This is a genomic window from Pseudomonas sp. UBA7530 (assembly GCF_002479365.1).
Classification (GTDB): domain Bacteria; phylum Pseudomonadota; class Gammaproteobacteria; order Pseudomonadales; family Pseudomonadaceae; genus Aquipseudomonas.
Map to the genome: position 1 here is coordinate 208,165 of NZ_DLMS01000001.1, position 15,635 is coordinate 223,799.

General features: G+C 62.0%; 14 protein-coding genes. 5 read left to right on the forward strand and 9 right to left on the reverse strand.

The features are described from left to right. Window positions 1-58 precede the first annotated feature (58 nt). The 6 genes from cysG to ftsK form a co-directional block, all read right to left on the reverse strand. The gene (gene cysG, locus B2U07_RS01040) at window positions 59-1,447 is read right to left on the reverse strand and encodes a siroheme synthase CysG (RefSeq protein WP_275545021.1); all 1,389 of its coding nucleotides are present in this window, start codon (window positions 1,445-1,447) and stop codon (window positions 59-61) included. 169 nt (window positions 1,448-1,616) lie between these two features. After that, entirely contained in the window at window positions 1,617-2,897 is a 1,281-nt protein-coding gene (serS, locus tag B2U07_RS01045) for a serine--tRNA ligase (protein ID WP_275545020.1), read from the reverse strand. Between the two features lie 123 nt (window positions 2,898-3,020). Next, the gene (crcB, locus tag B2U07_RS01050; RefSeq protein ID WP_275545019.1) at window positions 3,021-3,401 is read right to left on the reverse strand and encodes a fluoride efflux transporter CrcB; all 381 of its coding nucleotides are present in this window, start codon (window positions 3,399-3,401) and stop codon (window positions 3,021-3,023) included. After that, entirely contained in the window at window positions 3,398-4,723 is a 1,326-nt protein-coding gene (locus tag B2U07_RS01055; protein ID WP_275545018.1) for a replication-associated recombination protein A, read from the reverse strand. The genes crcB and B2U07_RS01055 overlap by 4 nt, the downstream gene beginning before the upstream one ends. Before the next feature lie 3 nt (window positions 4,724-4,726). Continuing rightward, window positions 4,727-5,353 (reverse strand): outer membrane lipoprotein chaperone LolA, encoded by a 627-nt coding sequence (gene lolA, locus B2U07_RS01060; RefSeq protein WP_275545017.1) that lies wholly within the window; start codon window positions 5,351-5,353, stop codon window positions 4,727-4,729. Window positions 5,354-5,468: 115 nt separating this feature from the next. Continuing rightward, window positions 5,469-7,874, reverse strand: a complete 2,406-nt coding sequence (gene ftsK / locus B2U07_RS01065) for a DNA translocase FtsK (RefSeq protein ID WP_275545016.1) — start codon at window positions 7,872-7,874, stop codon at window positions 5,469-5,471. 194 nt (window positions 7,875-8,068) lie between these two features. Between ftsK and trxB the strand changes: the two genes are divergently transcribed. From trxB to infA, 4 genes are all read left to right on the forward strand, one after another. Then, window positions 8,069-9,019: a thioredoxin-disulfide reductase gene (trxB, locus tag B2U07_RS01070; protein WP_275545015.1), complete on the forward strand. Its 951-nt coding sequence runs from the start codon at window positions 8,069-8,071 to the stop codon at window positions 9,017-9,019. Window positions 9,020-9,069: 50 nt separating this feature from the next. Further along, window positions 9,070-9,750, forward strand: coding sequence for a leucyl/phenylalanyl-tRNA--protein transferase (aat, locus tag B2U07_RS01075; protein WP_296275524.1), 681 nt, complete (start codon window positions 9,070-9,072; stop codon window positions 9,748-9,750). Between the two features lie 53 nt (window positions 9,751-9,803). Further along, a complete protein-coding gene (locus tag B2U07_RS01080) occupies window positions 9,804-10,511 on the forward strand; it encodes an arginyltransferase (protein ID WP_275545013.1) in 708 nt (235 codons plus the stop codon). A gap of 137 nt (window positions 10,512-10,648) precedes the next feature. Then, window positions 10,649-10,867: a translation initiation factor IF-1 gene (gene infA, locus B2U07_RS01085; RefSeq protein ID WP_002553999.1), complete on the forward strand. Its 219-nt coding sequence runs from the start codon at window positions 10,649-10,651 to the stop codon at window positions 10,865-10,867. Between the two features lie 89 nt (window positions 10,868-10,956). Here infA and clpA read toward each other — a convergent pair whose 3' ends face one another. Then, a complete protein-coding gene (gene clpA / locus B2U07_RS01090; protein ID WP_275545012.1) occupies window positions 10,957-13,227 on the reverse strand; it encodes an ATP-dependent Clp protease ATP-binding subunit ClpA in 2,271 nt (756 codons plus the stop codon). Window positions 13,228-13,256: 29 nt separating this feature from the next. Further along, complete coding sequence (clpS, locus tag B2U07_RS01095) at window positions 13,257-13,619, reverse strand: ATP-dependent Clp protease adapter ClpS (protein ID WP_275545011.1); 363 nt, start codon at window positions 13,617-13,619, stop codon at window positions 13,257-13,259. Window positions 13,620-13,850: 231 nt separating this feature from the next. Between clpS and cspD the strand changes: the two genes are divergently transcribed. After that, window positions 13,851-14,120: a cold shock domain-containing protein CspD gene (cspD, locus tag B2U07_RS01100; protein ID WP_275545010.1), complete on the forward strand. Its 270-nt coding sequence runs from the start codon at window positions 13,851-13,853 to the stop codon at window positions 14,118-14,120. Between the two features lie 92 nt (window positions 14,121-14,212). Here cspD and icd read toward each other — a convergent pair whose 3' ends face one another. Further along, window positions 14,213-15,469 (reverse strand): NADP-dependent isocitrate dehydrogenase, encoded by a 1,257-nt coding sequence (gene icd / locus B2U07_RS01105; RefSeq protein WP_197855622.1) that lies wholly within the window; start codon window positions 15,467-15,469, stop codon window positions 14,213-14,215. Window positions 15,470-15,635 lie beyond the last annotated feature (166 nt).

Below are 15,635 nucleotides of genomic sequence, written 5' to 3' on the forward strand. Positions count from 1 at the left end.
TTCATCCACCGATGCCCAGCCGCGGTGGATCGATGAAGCGCGATCCACCGTACCTGCGTCAGATGCCGCCCTGGGCGCCTTCGAACCAGGCCAGCTTGTCCCGCAGGGTGACCACTTCCCCGACGATCACCAGGGTGGGCGCGTGCACTTCATGCTCGCCCACCAGCTCCGGCAAGGTTTCCAGCGTGCCGGTGAAGACCCGCTGATTCTGCGTGGTGCCCTGCTGCACCAATGCCGCCGGCGTTGCTCCTGAGCGGCCATGCGCGATCAGTTGCTCGCAGATACCCGGCAACCCTACCAACCCCATGTAGAACACCAGCGTCTGGCCGGGCGCCACCAGATCCTTCCAGGGCAGGTTGCTGCTGCCGTCTTTCAGGTGACCGGTCACGAAACGCACCGACTGCGCGTGATCGCGATGAGTCAGCGGAATACCGGCGTAGGCCGCACAGCCAGACGCAGCGGTGATACCTGGCACGACCTGGAAAGGAATGCCCTCCACTGCCAGCTGCTCGATCTCCTCGCCGCCACGGCCGAAGATGAATGGATCGCCGCCCTTCAGGCGCAGCACGCGCTTGCCCTGGTGTGCCAGATCGATGAGTAGCTGGTTGATCTGCTCCTGTGGAACAGCGTGATCGGCGCGGCGCTTGCCGACATAGATACGCTCGGCATCGCGCCGGCACAGCTCGATGATCGCAGGCGCCACCAGGCGGTCGTAGAGCACCACATCGGCCTGCTGCATCAGACGCAGGGCACGGAAGGTCAGCAGGTCGGGATCGCCCGGGCCAGCGCCGACCAGATAGACCTCGCCCAGCGCACGTGGCGCCGCACCGGCCAGACGTTCCTCCAGCAGACGCTCGCCCTCTTCCGGCTTACCGGCAAACACGCTCTCGGCGATCTGCCCCTGGAAGACGTCCTCCCAGAACACCCGGCGCTGCTGCACATCGGGAAACAGTTGCTTGACCCGCTCGCGAAAGCGTTTGCCCAGGTTGGCCAGTTGGCCATAGGTGGCGGGAATCCAGGTTTCGATCTTGGCGCGGATCAGCCTGGCCAACACCGGCGCATCGCCGCCGCTGCTGACCGCGACGATCAGCGGCGAGCGGTCGACAATGGCCGGGAAGATCACGCTGCACAGCGCCGGCGCGTCCACCACATTGACCGGAATGCCCAGCGTCTGGGCCTCGGCAGAAATCTGCGCGTTGAGCGGTACGTCATCGGTGGCGGCGATGACCAGAGAGATGCCTTGTAGATCGCTGCTCGCATAGCCGCGCAGAAAACAGCCCTCGGCCCCGGCCAGCTCCTGAAGCTCGCTACGAATCTCGGGCGCCACGACGCGCAGACGTGCTCCGGCATCGCTCAGCAGGCGTGCCTTGCGCAGTGCGACCTCGCCACCGCCGATCACCAGTACCGGGCGATCCTGCAGCTTGTGGAACAGCGGAAGGAATTGCATGAGTCGTGCCTCGTAAGCGGAAGGTGAGCGGCAGGAACGCAAGGTGTGCCGTGCGCGCCACTGATGGACGCCGGTCCCGGGCGCGCCGTAATTACGGTGCCCATCGCCAGCCTGCCGCCCAAAAAACGAGGCGGCTACTGCCACCCCGTATCGTGCAAAACGATCAGGCTTAGCCGATCACCTCGATGCCGCCCATGTAAGGCTTGAGCACCTCGGGCACGCGGATGCTGCCGTCAGCCTGCTGGTAGTTCTCCAGCACTGCCACCAGGGTGCGACCAACTGCCAGACCGGAACCGTTGAGGGTGTGTACCAGCTCCGGCTTGCCGGTTTCCGGGTTGCGGTAACGTGCCTGCATGCGGCGCGCCTGGAAGTCGCCGCAATTGGAGCAGGAGGAAATCTCGCGGTACTTGTCCTGGCTCGGCACCCAGACTTCCAGGTCGTAGGTTTTCACCGCAGAGAAACCCATGTCGCCGGTGCACAGCGCCAACTTGCGATACGGCAATTCCAGCAGTTGCAGCACGCGCTCGGCGTTGGCGGTCATGCCTTCCAGCGCTTCGAACGACTTGGACGGCTCGACGATCTGCACCATCTCCACCTTGTCGAACTGGTGCTGGCGGATCATGCCGCGGGTATCGCGGCCGGAAGCGCCGGCTTCACTGCGGAAGCACGGCGTGTGCGCGACGAACTTCAATGGCAGCTGTTTGGCATCGAGAATCTCGCCGGCGACGATGTTGGTCAGCGAAACTTCGGCAGTCGGGATCAGGTACAGATCGGCCTGGTCTTCACGACGGATCTTGAACAAGTCTTCCTCGAATTTCGGCAGCTGGCCGGTGCCCTGCAGTGCCGGGGCCTGCACCAGATAAGGGGTGTAAGCCTCTTCGTAGCCGTGATCACCGGTGTGCAGGTTGATCATGAATTGCGCCAGGGCGCGGTGCAGGCGCGCGATGGGGCCGCGCAGCAGAGCGAAACGTGCGCCGGACAGCTTGGCGGCGGTTTCGAAGTCCAGCCAGCCGTGCTGTTCGCCGAGGGCGACATGATCCTTGACCTCGAAATCGAAGGTGCGCGGCGTGCCCCAGCGCGCTACCTCGACGTTGCCGTCTTCGTCGGCACCGACCGGCACGGAGTCGTGCGGCAGGTTGGGGATGTTCAGCAGCAGGTTGTCCAGCTCGCTCTGGATGGCGTCCAGCTCACGCTTACCGGCTTCCAGGTCGCTACCCATCTGATCGACTTCCGCCAGCAGCGGCGCGATGTCTTCTCCGCGCGCCTTGGCCTGACCGATGGACTTGGAACGGCTGTTGCGCTCGGCCTGCAGTTGCTCGGTGCGCACCTGCACCGACTTGCGCTGACTCTCCAGGGCCTCGAAGCGAGCGACGTCGAGGGCGAAGCCGCGGGTAGCGAGGCGTTCGGCGATTTCGGAGAGTTGCGTGCGGACGAGTTTGGAATCGAGCATGTTCGGGTCTCAAGACAACGGCGAAATGATGATGGCCAGCACTGTGGCGCGGGTTGTGGAGTGTAAAGCCTTAGCAGGCTGTTGAAAAACCACCTGCGCTCTTTTCAACAACCTGCCGGCAGGTCAGGCCGCCAGACGAGCCAGGCTCAAACCAGCCCAGGCCGCCAGCAGGCCGCCGATGATGCTGAACGCCAGGTAGCCGAGCGCTTCGAGCGCGCGCCCACCCTCGATCAGTTTCATGATTTCCAGGCTGAAGGATGAAAAAGTGGTGAAACCGCCGAGCACGCCGGTAATCAACCCGGTGCGCAGCTCCAGTGGCAGCTCGGTACGCGTGAGAAACAGGCCTGACAACAAGCCGATCAACAGGCAACCAATGACGTTGACGGCAAAGGTGCCCAGATAAAAATGCCGCGGCCAATTGGCGGCGACCCAGCTGGAAAGCAGAAACCGCAGCACCGAGCCAGCAGCGCCCCCGGCGGCTACGGCAAGCGCCACGCGAATCATGGCGCTCTCCTTCGCCTCGGGCTTGCGGCATCCAGGTTACGCAAATGCTGCAGCTTGTCGCGAATCTTCAGCTCCAGGCCACGCGGCACGGGGTCGTAGTACTGACGCGACTGCAGGTTCTCGGGGAAGTAATCCTCGCCCGCCGCGTAGGCATCCGGCTCGTCATGGGCATAGCGGTACTCATCGCCATAGCCGAGCTGCTTCATCAGTTTGGTCGGGGCATTGCGCAGGTGCAGCGGAACCTCCTGCGAACCCTGCTCGGCGGCATCACGCATGGCTGCCTTGAAGGCCGTGTAGACCGCATTGCTTTTCGGCGCGCAGGCCAGGTAGACGATGGCCTGGGCCACGGCCAGCTCGCCTTCCGGGCTACCCAGGCGCTCCTGCACGTCCCAGGCATTGAGGCACAGGGTCAGGGCACGCGGATCGGCATTGCCGATATCCTCGCTGGCCATGCGCACCACGCGCCGGGCGATATAGAGGGGATCGCAGCCGCCGTCGAGCATGCGTGCGTACCAGTACAGTGCGCCGTCCGGACTGGAGCCGCGTACCGACTTGTGCAGGGCGGAAATCTGGTCATAGAACGCCTCACCGCCCTTGTCGAAGCGACGGCGGCTGTCGCCCAGCAGATTCTGCAGCAGCTCGACGCCGATCTCGCCATCGTCTTCAGCCAGGTCCGCGGCGTTCTCGAGGAAGTTGAGCAGGCGACGACCATCACCATCGGCGGCAGCCAGAAGAATCTGGAAGGCGTCGTCCGGCAGGCTCAGGTGGCGATCGCCCAAACCTTTCGGATCGCTCAGGGCGCGATTGACCAGCTTGCGCATGGCCGTTTCATCGAGACTCTTGAGCACATAGACGCGCGCGCGCGACAGCAGCGCGTTGTTCAGCTCGAAAGAGGGATTCTCGGTGGTCGCGCCGATGAAAATCAGCGTGCCATCTTCGACGTAAGGCAGGAAGGCGTCCTGCTGGCTCTTGTTGAAGCGATGCACCTCGTCGACGAAGAGAATGGTGCGACGGCCGTACTGCGCGGCATGTTGCTGGGCCACCTCGACAGCCTGACGAATCTCCTTCACGCCGGACAAAACGGCGGAAATGGTCTCGAAATGCGCATCGGTGACCTTGGCCAGCAGCCGCGCCAGGGTGGTTTTGCCTACCCCGGGCGGCCCCCAGAAGATCATCGAGTGCAGGGCGCCCTGCTCCAGCGCCTCACGCAGCGGTTTGCCCGGCCCCAGCACGTGCTCCTGGCCGACGTATTCATCCAGACTGGTAGCACGCAAACGCGCAGCCAGGGGCTGCGCGACGGGTTGGCGACCGAACAGATCCACGCGTTACTCCTGGATGACGTCCGCGCCTTCCGGAATGTCGAAAGTGAACTGGCCGTCATCGACCGGCTCGTTCATCTTCACATTGAGGAACAGGATGTTGGTGCGCTGGCCGATGCTGTCGATCAGCTGCATGTCGTTGAGTACGCGGTTGCGGAACGACAGGCGCAGGCTGTCGAACAGGCTGTCCTTGGCCTTGGGCTTGAGGATGAAGTCGACCACGCTGCCGCCTTCCTTGTAGTCGATCTCGAAGTTCTCGCGAATCTGCGACACATCGCCGGACAGCAACAAGGCCGGGGTGTGGGTCAGGCGCTGGTCGAGGGTCTGGATGGTCACCTGTTCCAGGTCCGGGTCGTACAGCCAGACCTTTTCACCGTTGGACACCAGCAGTTGCTCCATCGGCTGGTCGGTGTGCCAGCGGAACAGGCCAGGGCGCTTGAGCATCAGCTCGCCGGCGGTTTCCTGCAGCTGGGTGCCGCTGGCATCCAGAGTCAGCTGGGAAAAACGGGCATTGATGGTCTGCGCCTGGTTCAGCAGTTCGGTCAGGCGCTTGGTGGCCGCCTCTTCGTCAGCCTGGGCGGTTAGCAGGGTAAAGCTCAGAGCGGCCAGCATCAGCAGGCGAATAACACGCATATAAACCCCTTGAGTCCGTATGAGAATGACGGGGCGGCTCCGCACCCCGTACTGCTCGGCAGCACCTGAGCTGCCGTGAATCCTGTAGACCGCCAATTCGGCGGTTTATCCGCGATCAGTCGCGCGATGAACCAGGCGCGAGCACCTCGCGCGAACCATTGGTATTCATCGAGCTGACCACACCGGCCATTTCCATCGCTTCGATCATGCGCGCGGCGCGGTTGTAGCCGATCTTCAGCTTGCGCTGCACGGCGGAAATGGAGGCGCGGCGGCTTTCCAGCACGAAATTGACGGCCTCGTCGTACAGCGGATCTTCCTCGCTGCCCTCGCCGCCTTCGCCACCGCCGCCTTCGAAGCCGCTGCCGCTCTCCTCGACGCCGGCGAGAATGTCCTCGATGTAATCCGGCGCACCGCGCTGCTTCCACGCCTCGACCACGCGATGCACCTCGTCATCGGAGACGAAGGCGCCGTGCACGCGGATCGGCAGGCCGGTGCCGGGCGGCAGATAGAGCATGTCGCCGTGACCAAGCAACTGTTCGGCGCCACCCTGATCGAGAATGGTGCGCGAGTCGATCTTGCTCGATACCTGGAAGGCCATGCGGGTCGGGATGTTGGCCTTGATCAGGCCGGTGATCACATCGACCGACGGACGCTGGGTGGCGAGAATCAGGTGGATACCGGCGGCACGGGCCTTCTGCGCAATACGCGCGATCAGCTCTTCGACCTTCTTGCCGACGATCATCATCATGTCGGCGAATTCGTCCACGACCACCACGATGGTCGGCAGCGTTTTCAAATGCGGCGGCTCGTCTTCCATCGACTCGCGCTTGTAGAGCGGATCATGCAGCGGCGTGCCGGCCTCGATGGCGTCCTTCACCTTGCGGTTGAAGCCCGCCAGGTTGCGCACGCCCATGGCCGCCATCAGCTTGTAGCGACGCTCCATCTCGGCCACCGACCAGCGCAGGGCGTTGGCCGCCTCCTTCATGTCGGTGACAACCGGACACAGCAGGTGGGGAATGCCTTCGTAGATCGACAGTTCGAGCATCTTCGGGTCGATCATGATCATCCGCGCCTCTTCCGGCGTGGACTTGAACAGCACCGATAGGATCATCGCATTGACGCCCACCGACTTACCGGAGCCGGTGGTACCGGCTACCAGCAGGTGCGGCATCTTGGCTAGGTCGGCGATGACCGGGCGCCCGCCGATATCGTGACCCAGCGCCAGGGTGACCGGCGACTTGGCATCGTCGTACTCGCTCGAAGACAGCACTTCGGAGAAGCGCACGATCTGCCGATCCTCGTTGGGCACCTCGATGCCCACGGTGGTCTTGCCGGGAATCACCTCGACCACGCGCACACTGACCATGGCCATCGAACGCGCCAGATCCTTGGCCAGGTTGGAGATGCGGCTGACCTTGACTCCGGCCGCGGGCTGGATCTCGAAACGGGTAATCACCGGGCCGGGATGCACGGACTCGACCACAACGTCGACACCGAACTCCTTGAGTTTGATCTCCAGCAGGCGCGACATGGCCTCCAGCGACTCGGGCGAAAACTGCTTCTGCTTCTTCTCGGCGACGTCGAGGATGGAAATCGGCGGCAGGCTGCCTTCGACAGCGGTATCGACGAACAGCGGCGCCTGCTTTTCCTTGAGTACCCGTTTGCTCGGCTCGGCCGCTTTCGGCGGCGCGGGCGGGGTGATCACAGGTGCCGGGCGCTTCTCGCGCTCGCTCATGTGCTTGCTCAGCGACTCTTCGCGCTCGATCAGGCGCTCCTTGACCTTGGCCTGCTCGCGACGGTCGGACACCACCGGCGCGGCCACCTCGGTGACCCGTTCATCCAGCTCGCGCAGCTGGATTTTCATCTGCTTGCGCTCGTTGCGGGCGTTCCACCAACCGGTGATGGCACCGTGAATCAGCTCGATCAGATCGAGGGTGATCTTGCCCGTGAGATCCATTACACGGAACCAGGACAGGTCGGTGAATACGGTCAGCCCGAACAGGAACAGCGCCAGGAACAGCAGCGTGCTGCCCTCGATGTTGAGCGCATCCTTCGCCAGCTCACCCAGGCTCGCGCCCAGCATGCCGCCACCGGAGCCTTGCATTCCGGCAGCCGGATCGAAGTGAATGTGGGCCAATACGGCGCCGGAAAGGATCAGGAAAACCAGGCCGATGCTGTGCCAGGAAAACAGCCAGCCATTCCAATGCCAGGGTTGATTGCGGGTGCGGAAGACCTGCCAGGTCTTGGCGGCCAGCAGAAGCGGGAAGATATAGGCGAAGTAACCCAGAGCACCGAACAGCGCACTGGAGAGCCAGGCGCCAATGCTGCCGCCGGCATTGATGATGCGCTCGACCTGTACGCTGTTGTCCCAGGCGGGATCCGACACGTTGTAGGTCAACAGTGCCATCAGCAGATACAGGAACATCGCACCCAGGGCGATCAATGCGCCTTCCTTCAGCCGATACTGAAGTTTCTGGCGCCAATCGGTGATCTGGGTGGTGGGATTCTTCAAAACAGCCATTTCCTGCGCCCCTGGCGCGTCCATCTGATGGTTAACCGCACAAGCGGCCTATTGTAGGGTGAGCATGACGAGTAGGCCAATCAGCGTGCTCCCGCACCTGCCCTGCTTCGGTGTAGCATAGCCGCCAGCAGCTTCCATGCGGCTCAATTGGAGCACGCATTCTCTTTTGTGACAAAGGCTTATGGGGTTTTTTTATGAGCGAAGTCAAGCATTCCCGCCTGATCATCCTGGGTTCCGGCCCAGCCGGTTACAGCGCAGCGGTTTATGCCGCGCGTGCCAACCTAAAACCCGTTGTGATCACCGGCATCCAGCCTGGCGGCCAGCTCACCACTACAACCGAAGTGGACAACTGGCCGGGTGACGTCGAAGGCCTCACTGGCCCGGCACTGATGGAGCGCATGCAAAAGCACGCCGAACGCTTCGACACCGAGATCATCTACGACCACATACATACTGCCGAGTTGCAAAGCCGCCCCTTCGTACTCAAGGGCGATAGCGGCACCTACAGCTGCGACGCCCTGATCATCGCCACCGGTGCCAGCGCCCAGTACCTCGGCCTGCCTTCGGAAGAAGCCTTCGCCGGCAAGGGCGTCTCGGCCTGCGCCACCTGCGACGGCTTCTTCTATCGCAACCAGGTGGTCGCCGTGATCGGCGGCGGCAACACCGCCGTCGAAGAGGCGCTGTACCTCTCGAACATCGCCAAGGAAGTGCATCTGGTACACCGCCGCGACAAGCTGCGTTCGGAGAAGATCCTGCAGGACAAGCTGTTCGACAAGGTCGAGAACGGCAACATGCGCCTGCACTGGAACCACACCCTGGATGAAGTGCTCGGCGACCAGAGCGGCGTGACCGGCGTACGCCTGAAAAGCACCCTCGACGGCAGCAGTAAGGAGCTGGATCTGGCCGGCGTATTCATCGCCATCGGCCACAAACCCAACACCGAGCTGTTCGTCGGCCAACTGGACATGCATGACGGCTACCTGAAGATCAAGGGTGGCAGCGAAGGCAATGCCACCGCCACCAGCATCGAGGGCGTATTCGCCGCCGGCGACGTGGCTGACCACGTCTACCGCCAGGCCATCACCTCGGCTGGCGCTGGCTGCATGGCCGCACTGGACGTCGAAAAGTTCCTCGAAGACCATTGATGCCAGGAGGGCGGACGACGTCTGCCCTCCCCTCCTCCGGGCTCTGACGCATGCTGACCTGGCTGCAACGCGACTCACTGGATTTCCCTCCCCTGGCCAAAGCCATGCACGAGCCGAATGGCCTGCTCGCCGCTGGCGGCGACCTGAGTGCAGACCGCCTGGTCAGTGCCTACCGCCACGGCTGCTTCCCCTGGTTCCAGGACGGGCAGCCGATTCTCTGGTGGTCGCCAGATCCGCGCACCGTTCTCTTTCCCGATGAGCTGCACGTCTCCCGCAGCCTGGCCAAACTGCTGCGCCAGCAGCGCTACCGCATCACCTTCGATCAGGATTTCGCCGCCGTCATCGCCGCCTGCGCCGAGCCCCGCGCTTACGCCGACGGCACCTGGATCACCCGCGGCATGCAGGAGGCCTATCTGCAGCTGCATGAACGCGGCATCGCTCATTCAGTCGAGGTCTGGCTGGAAGACGAACTGGTCGGTGGCCTTTATGGCCTGGCCATGGGCCAGCTGTTCTTCGGCGAGTCCATGTTCAGCCGCGCCGACAACGCGTCCAAGGTCGGCTTCGCTACGCTCGTCGGCAAGCTGCAGCAATGGGGTTTCGTGCTCATCGACTGCCAGATGCCCACGCAGCACCTGCATAGCTTTGGCGCTAGAGCCATACCGCGCGCTCGTTTCGCCGACTATCTGCAGTGCCATCTCGACCTGCCGAGCCAAGCTGACTGGCTTGCCTAGTCGCGCAGCCAAGCCTGGCTTACACTCTAGGCAGGCTTTTTCGAGATTTCGCCATGACCGAGCTGGCCCGCCTGAAGTTCTACGCCACTCAACCTCATCCTTGCAGCTATCTGCCGGAAGAACAGGCCACCACCCTGTTTCTCGACCCCAGTCAGCCCATGGACGTGCTGGTCTATGCCGAACTGTCAGAGCTGGGCTTTCGCCGTAGCGGCGATCACCTCTACCGCCCGCATTGCCAGCAATGCACCGCCTGCATCCCGGCGCGCATCCCGGCCGCGCGCTTCACGCCCAACCGGCAACAGCGGCGCATCCTCAAGCGCAATGAAGATATTGTCGTTCACTGCGTACGCCCGGCGTTCACCGAGGAGTATTACGATCTCTACGTACGCTATATCGAGCAGCGCCACGCCGACGGCGACATGTACCCGCCCAGCCGTGATCAGTTCTCCACCTTCCTGGTGCGCGACCTGCCCTTTTCACGCTTCTACGAATTCCGCCTGCACGGCCGGCTGGTGGCGATTGCCGTCACCGATCTTCTGCCGAATGGTCTGTCGGCGGTCTATACCTTCTACGACCCTGCCGAAGAGCGCCGCAGCCTGGGCCGTTTCGCCATTCTCTGGCAGATCGGCGAGACCGCACGCCAGGGGCTGGGCGCCGTCTATCTCGGCTACTGGATCAAGAACTGCCGCAAGATGAACTACAAGACCCAGTACCGCCCGATCGAACTCTTCGTCAATCAGCGCTGGACACTGTTGACCTAGCCCCTGCCAACACCGTCCGGCCAGCTCGACAATCCAAGCCCCTTGGCGCAGCCCCCTGTTTTCGGGCACAATGCACGCCGCTTTTGCCTGGCGCCAGTTGCACCGGGCCATTTCCTGGATACCGAGGGCTTTACTGCATGTCGAAAGAAGACAGCTTCGAAATGGAAGGCACTGTCGTCGACACCCTGCCCAACACCATGTTCCGCGTGGAGTTGGAAAACGGGCACGTCGTTACCGCGCACATCTCCGGCAAGATGCGCAAGAACTACATCCGCATTCTCACTGGTGACAAGGTGCGCGTTGAGCTGACGCCTTATGACTTGAGCAAGGGTCGCATTACCTACCGCGCCCGTTAAGCCAAGCACCAAACGAAAACGCCCGGCATATGCCGGGCGTTTTCGTTGGCTCACCGAAAGCCACAGGCTTTCAGTGAGCAACCATTCGATCAGGCGACCTCCGCCGCCGTCTCGAACTCGAAGCTGGGTTCGCCATCCTTGATGTCGACGTGCACCACGCCGCCATGCTCGGCCAGTTCGCCGAAGAGGATTTCCTCTGCCAGCGGACGCTTGATCTTGTCCTGAATCAAACGTGCCATCGGCCGTGCGCCCATCATCACATCGTAACCACGTTCGGCCAGCCAGCTGCGCGCCGCGTCGCTGACCTCCAGCGTGACACGCTTGTCTTCCAGCTGCGCCTGCAGTTCGGTAAGGAACTTGTCGACGATGCTCTTGATGACTTCGTGACTCAGGCGGCCGAACTGGATGATGGTGTCCAGGCGGTTGCGGAACTCCGGCGTGAAGCTCTTCTTGATGACTTCCATGGCATCGGTGGAGTGATCCTGCTGCGTGAAACCGATCGATGCACGCGATGCGGTTTCCGCACCGGCGTTGGTGGTCATGATCAGGATCACGTTGCGGAAGTCCGCCTTGCGCCCGTTGTTGTCGGTCAGCGTGCCGTGGTCCATAACCTGCAGCAGCAGGTTGAAGACTTCCGGATGCGCCTTCTCGATCTCATCGAGCAGCAGCACGCAGTGCGGCTGCTTGGTGATTGCCTCGGTCAGCAGACCGCCCTGATCGAAACCGACATAACCGGGCGGCGCGCCAATCAGGCGTGAGACGGTATGGCGTTCCATGTACTCGGACATGTCGAAGCGCACCAGCTCGATGCCCATGGCCTTGGCCAACTGCCGCGCAGCCTCAGTCTTGCCCACGCCGGTGGGACCGGCGAAGAGGAAGGAACCGACCGGCTTGTCCGGCGCCTTCAGGCCCGCACGCGACAGCTTGATAGCGGTAGCCAGCGAATCGATGGCGGCGTCCTGACCGAATACGGTGAGCTTCAGATCCCGCTCCAGATTACGCAGCAACTCCTTGTCGGAGCTGGAGACGTGCTTCGGCGGAATGCGCGCGATCTTAGCGACGATGTCCTCGACCTGCGCGACATCGATCCGCGCCACACGCTTGTCTTCCGGCTGCAGGCGCTGGTAAGCGCCGGCCTCGTCGATCACGTCGATGGCCTTGTCCGGCATGTGCCGGTCATTGATGTAACGCGCAGCCAGCTCGGCCGCGGCCCGCAGGGCTTCGTCGCTGTACTCGATGTGGTGGTGTTGCTCGAAACGTGCCTTGAGCCCCTTGAGGATGCCGTAGGTGTCGTCCACCGACGGCTCGACCACGTCGACCTTCTGGAAGCGCCGAGCCAAAGCGCGGTCCTTCTCGAAGATGCCGCGAAATTCCTGGAAGGTGGTGGAACCGATGCAGCGAATCTCACCAGAGGACAGCATCGGCTTGAGCAGGTTGGACGCATCCATGACCCCGCCCGACGCGGCGCCGGCACCGATGATGGTGTGAATCTCGTCGATGAAGAGGATGGCATGCGGACGCTTGCGCAGCTCGTTGAGCAGCGCCTTGAGGCGCTTCTCGAAGTCGCCGCGGTACTTGGTGCCAGCCAGCAGCGCGCCGAGATCAAGCGAATACACGACGCTGTCGGCCAGCAGATCCGGCACCTGCTCGTCGACGATGCGCTTGGCCAGGCCTTCGGCGATGGCAGTCTTGCCGACGCCGGCCTCGCCTACCAGCAGCGGGTTGTTCTTGCGCCGGCGCGCGAGAATCTGCGCGACGCGCTCGACCTCGTGCTCACGCCCGACCAGCGGATCGATACGCCCCTGGCGGGCCAGGTCGTTGAGATTGGTGGCGTAGGCATCCAGCGGATTGCCGGACGCGGAAGACTCGCCGCCCTCCTCATCCTGCATGTCCTGATCGTTTTCATGGTGCTCGCCATGTCCCGGCACCTTGGAGATGCCATGGGCGATGTAGTTGACCACGTCGATACGGGCGACGCTCTGCTGCTTGAGCAGGAACACCGCCTGACTTTCCTGCTCGCTGAAGATCGCCACCAGCACGTTGGCGCCGGTTACTTCTCGCTTGCCGGAACTCTGCACGTGGAACACCGCACGCTGCAGCACACGCTGGAAGCCCAGGGTCGGCTGGGTTTCGCGGTCTTCATCGTGCTGAGGGATCAATGGCGTAGTGGAGTCGATGAACTCCTGCAGATCATGGCGCAGCTTGTCGAGGTTGGCCCCGCAGGCCCTTAAAACGCTGGCCGCCGCCTCGTTATCCAGCAAGGCGAGCAGCAGGTGCTCGACCGTCATGAACTCATGACGCTTGGCACGGGCCTCCTTGAAAGCCAGATTGAGGGTGACTTCGAGCTCTCGATTCAACATAGCTTCACCTCATACCCAAGTGGCCGGCGTTAACCGTCCTTCTCTATTTCACAGAGTAGCGGATGCTGACTTTCCCGCGCGTACTGATTGACCTGCATCGCCTTGGTCTCCGCAATATCGCGGGTGTACACACCACACACCGCACGCCCTTCTGTATGGACGGCCAGCATGATCTTGGTCGCCAGCTCCCGGTTCATGCCGAAAAATGTTTCAAGCACTTCGACGACGAAATCCATCGGGGTGTAGTCGTCATTGAATAAGACCACCTTGTACATCGGTGGTGCCTGCAATGCTGGCTTGGATTCCTCAACAGCAATACCAGAGGAGTCATCCTCATGCTCTGCCGGGTGATCCTGATTGAATGTTAGTCGAATCTGGCTACTTGCATGCATGCTGAAATTAGAGGTTCAAGGCCGGGCGAACGGGGATGCTAGAGGGATTTTGACTGACTTCTCAGCCATCCGCCGTATAGCCTTGACTAACGGCAAAAGGGTGTTACAACAAAAGAATACCCATCAGCGGGTATCAGGGATTCCACGCCTTCGCCCAGCCTGGTTGGTTATCGCGCGGAATCGAAGTGGATGATACTCCAGAGATGGAGTCCTTTGCAGAGGGATATCAGCATGCTCAGCGGTAAGGTCAAGTGGTTCAACAACGCCAAAGGTTATGGATTCATCTTGGCCGACGGCCGAGATGAGGACCTGTTCGCCCACTACTCGGCCATCCAGATGGACGGATACAAGACACTCAAGGCCGGCCAGCCGGTCCGCTTCGAAATCGTGCAAGGCCCCAAAGGACTGCATGCGGTCAATATCAGCGCAGCTAGCGCCACTCAGGATACCCCCGTGGCGGTCACCCAGACGCAGAGTATCGAAAGCACAGTCGAAGCTTGAGCATTCCAGCGCCACGGCCTTATCAAGGCGCGAGGTGCCGGATACGAGAAGGCCGGTCATGTGACCGGCCTTCTTTATGCCTCTGAATCAGCTTACATATGGCTGATCATCGCATCGCCGAATTCGGAGCAGGACATCAGCTTCGCCCCCTCCATCAAACGCTCGAAGTCATAGGTCACCGTCTTGGCGGAGATGGCGCCGTTGGTGCCTTTGATGATCAGGTCGGCGGCTTCCCCCCAACCCATGTGGCGCAACATCATCTCGGCGGAAAGGATGACCGAGCCGGGGTTGACCTTGTCCTGACCGGCGTACTTGGGCGCCGTGCCGTGAGTCGCCTCGAACATGGCCACCGAATCGGACAGGTTGGCGCCGGGCGCGATGCCGATGCCACCGACCTCGGCTGCCAGCGCATCGGACAGATAGTCGCCATTGAGGTTAAGCGTGGCGATGACGTCATATTCAGCCGGACGCAGCAGGATCTGTTGCAGCATGGCGTCGGCGATCACATCCTTGACCACGATGTTCTTGCCGGTGCGCGGATTCTTGAACTGCATCCACGGACCGCCATCGAGCAACTCGGCGCCGAATTCCTCGCGAGCAATCTCGTAGCCCCATTCCTTGAAGGCACCTTCGGTGAACTTCATGATGTTGCCTTTGTGCACCAGGGTCACCGAACTGCGGTCATTGTCCACCGCATACTGCAGCGCCTTGCGCACCAGGCGCTTGGTGCCGGCCTCGGAAACCGGCTTGATGCCGATACCGCACATGTCGGTGAAGCGGATCTTCTTGACGCCCATTTCCTCAGTGAGGAACTTGATGACTTTCTCCGCCTCAGGGCTGCCAGCCTTCCACTCGACGCCGGCATAGATGTCCTCGGAGTTCTCGCGGAAGATCACCATGTCCACGTCACCCGGCTTTTTCACAGGGCTGGGCACGCCCTCGAACCAGCGCACCGGGCGCAAGCAGACATACAGGTCGAGCTCCTGGCGCAGGGCTACGTTCAATGAACGGATGCCACCACCCACAGGCGTGGTCAGCGGGCCTTTGATCGAGACCACGTAATCACGCACGGCCTCGAGGGTTTCTTTCGGCAGCCAGGTGTCCTGATCGTAAACCTGGGTGGCCTTCTCACCGGCATAAACTTCCATCCAGGATATCTTGCGAGCGCCGCCATAGGCTTTTTCGACGGCAGCGTCGACCACCTTGATCATCACCGGAGAAATATCGACGCCGATACCATCACCCTCGATGAACGGGATGATCGGATTGTCTGGAACGCTCAAGGACATATCGGCGTTGACGGTGATTTTGTCACCGCTGGCTGGCACCTGGATCTTTTGGTATCCCATGCTGGACTCCATCTCGTGGTTAGACAGTGTGCATCCCCGAGAGTAGCGCAAACCGCTCGACGAGACACATGTGCAAAGGTCTTATGCAACTGGGCATTCTGCGGCGAGGCGCCGCAGTGGTATACTGCTTAGGTGACTAACGAGTCATAAGGGGCGGCCTGTCCGG

Excerpts from the sequence above, each read along its gene's own strand:
- cysG (WP_275545021.1), bottom strand. The coding sequence starts at position 1,447 with ATGCAATTCCTTCCGCTGTTCCACAAGCTGCAGGATCGCCCGGTACTG.
- serS (WP_275545020.1), bottom strand. The coding sequence starts at position 2,897 with ATGCTCGATTCCAAACTCGTCCGCACGCAACTCTCCGAAATCGCCGAA.
- crcB (WP_275545019.1), bottom strand. The coding sequence starts at position 3,401 with ATGATTCGCGTGGCGCTTGCCGTAGCCGCCGGGGGCGCTGCTGGCTCG.
- lolA (WP_275545017.1), bottom strand. The coding sequence starts at position 5,353 with ATGCGTGTTATTCGCCTGCTGATGCTGGCCGCTCTGAGCTTTACCCTG.
- ftsK (WP_275545016.1), bottom strand. The coding sequence starts at position 7,874 with ATGGCTGTTTTGAAGAATCCCACCACCCAGATCACCGATTGGCGCCAG.
- trxB (WP_275545015.1), top strand. The coding sequence starts at position 8,069 with ATGAGCGAAGTCAAGCATTCCCGCCTGATCATCCTGGGTTCCGGCCCA.
- aat (WP_296275524.1), top strand. The coding sequence starts at position 9,070 with ATGCTGACCTGGCTGCAACGCGACTCACTGGATTTCCCTCCCCTGGCC.
- B2U07_RS01080 (WP_275545013.1), top strand. The coding sequence starts at position 9,804 with ATGACCGAGCTGGCCCGCCTGAAGTTCTACGCCACTCAACCTCATCCT.
- infA (WP_002553999.1), top strand. The coding sequence starts at position 10,649 with ATGTCGAAAGAAGACAGCTTCGAAATGGAAGGCACTGTCGTCGACACC.
- clpA (WP_275545012.1), bottom strand. The coding sequence starts at position 13,227 with ATGTTGAATCGAGAGCTCGAAGTCACCCTCAATCTGGCTTTCAAGGAG.
- clpS (WP_275545011.1), bottom strand. The coding sequence starts at position 13,619 with ATGCATGCAAGTAGCCAGATTCGACTAACATTCAATCAGGATCACCCG.
- cspD (WP_275545010.1), top strand. The coding sequence starts at position 13,851 with ATGCTCAGCGGTAAGGTCAAGTGGTTCAACAACGCCAAAGGTTATGGA.
- icd (WP_197855622.1), bottom strand. The coding sequence starts at position 15,469 with ATGGGATACCAAAAGATCCAGGTGCCAGCCAGCGGTGACAAAATCACC.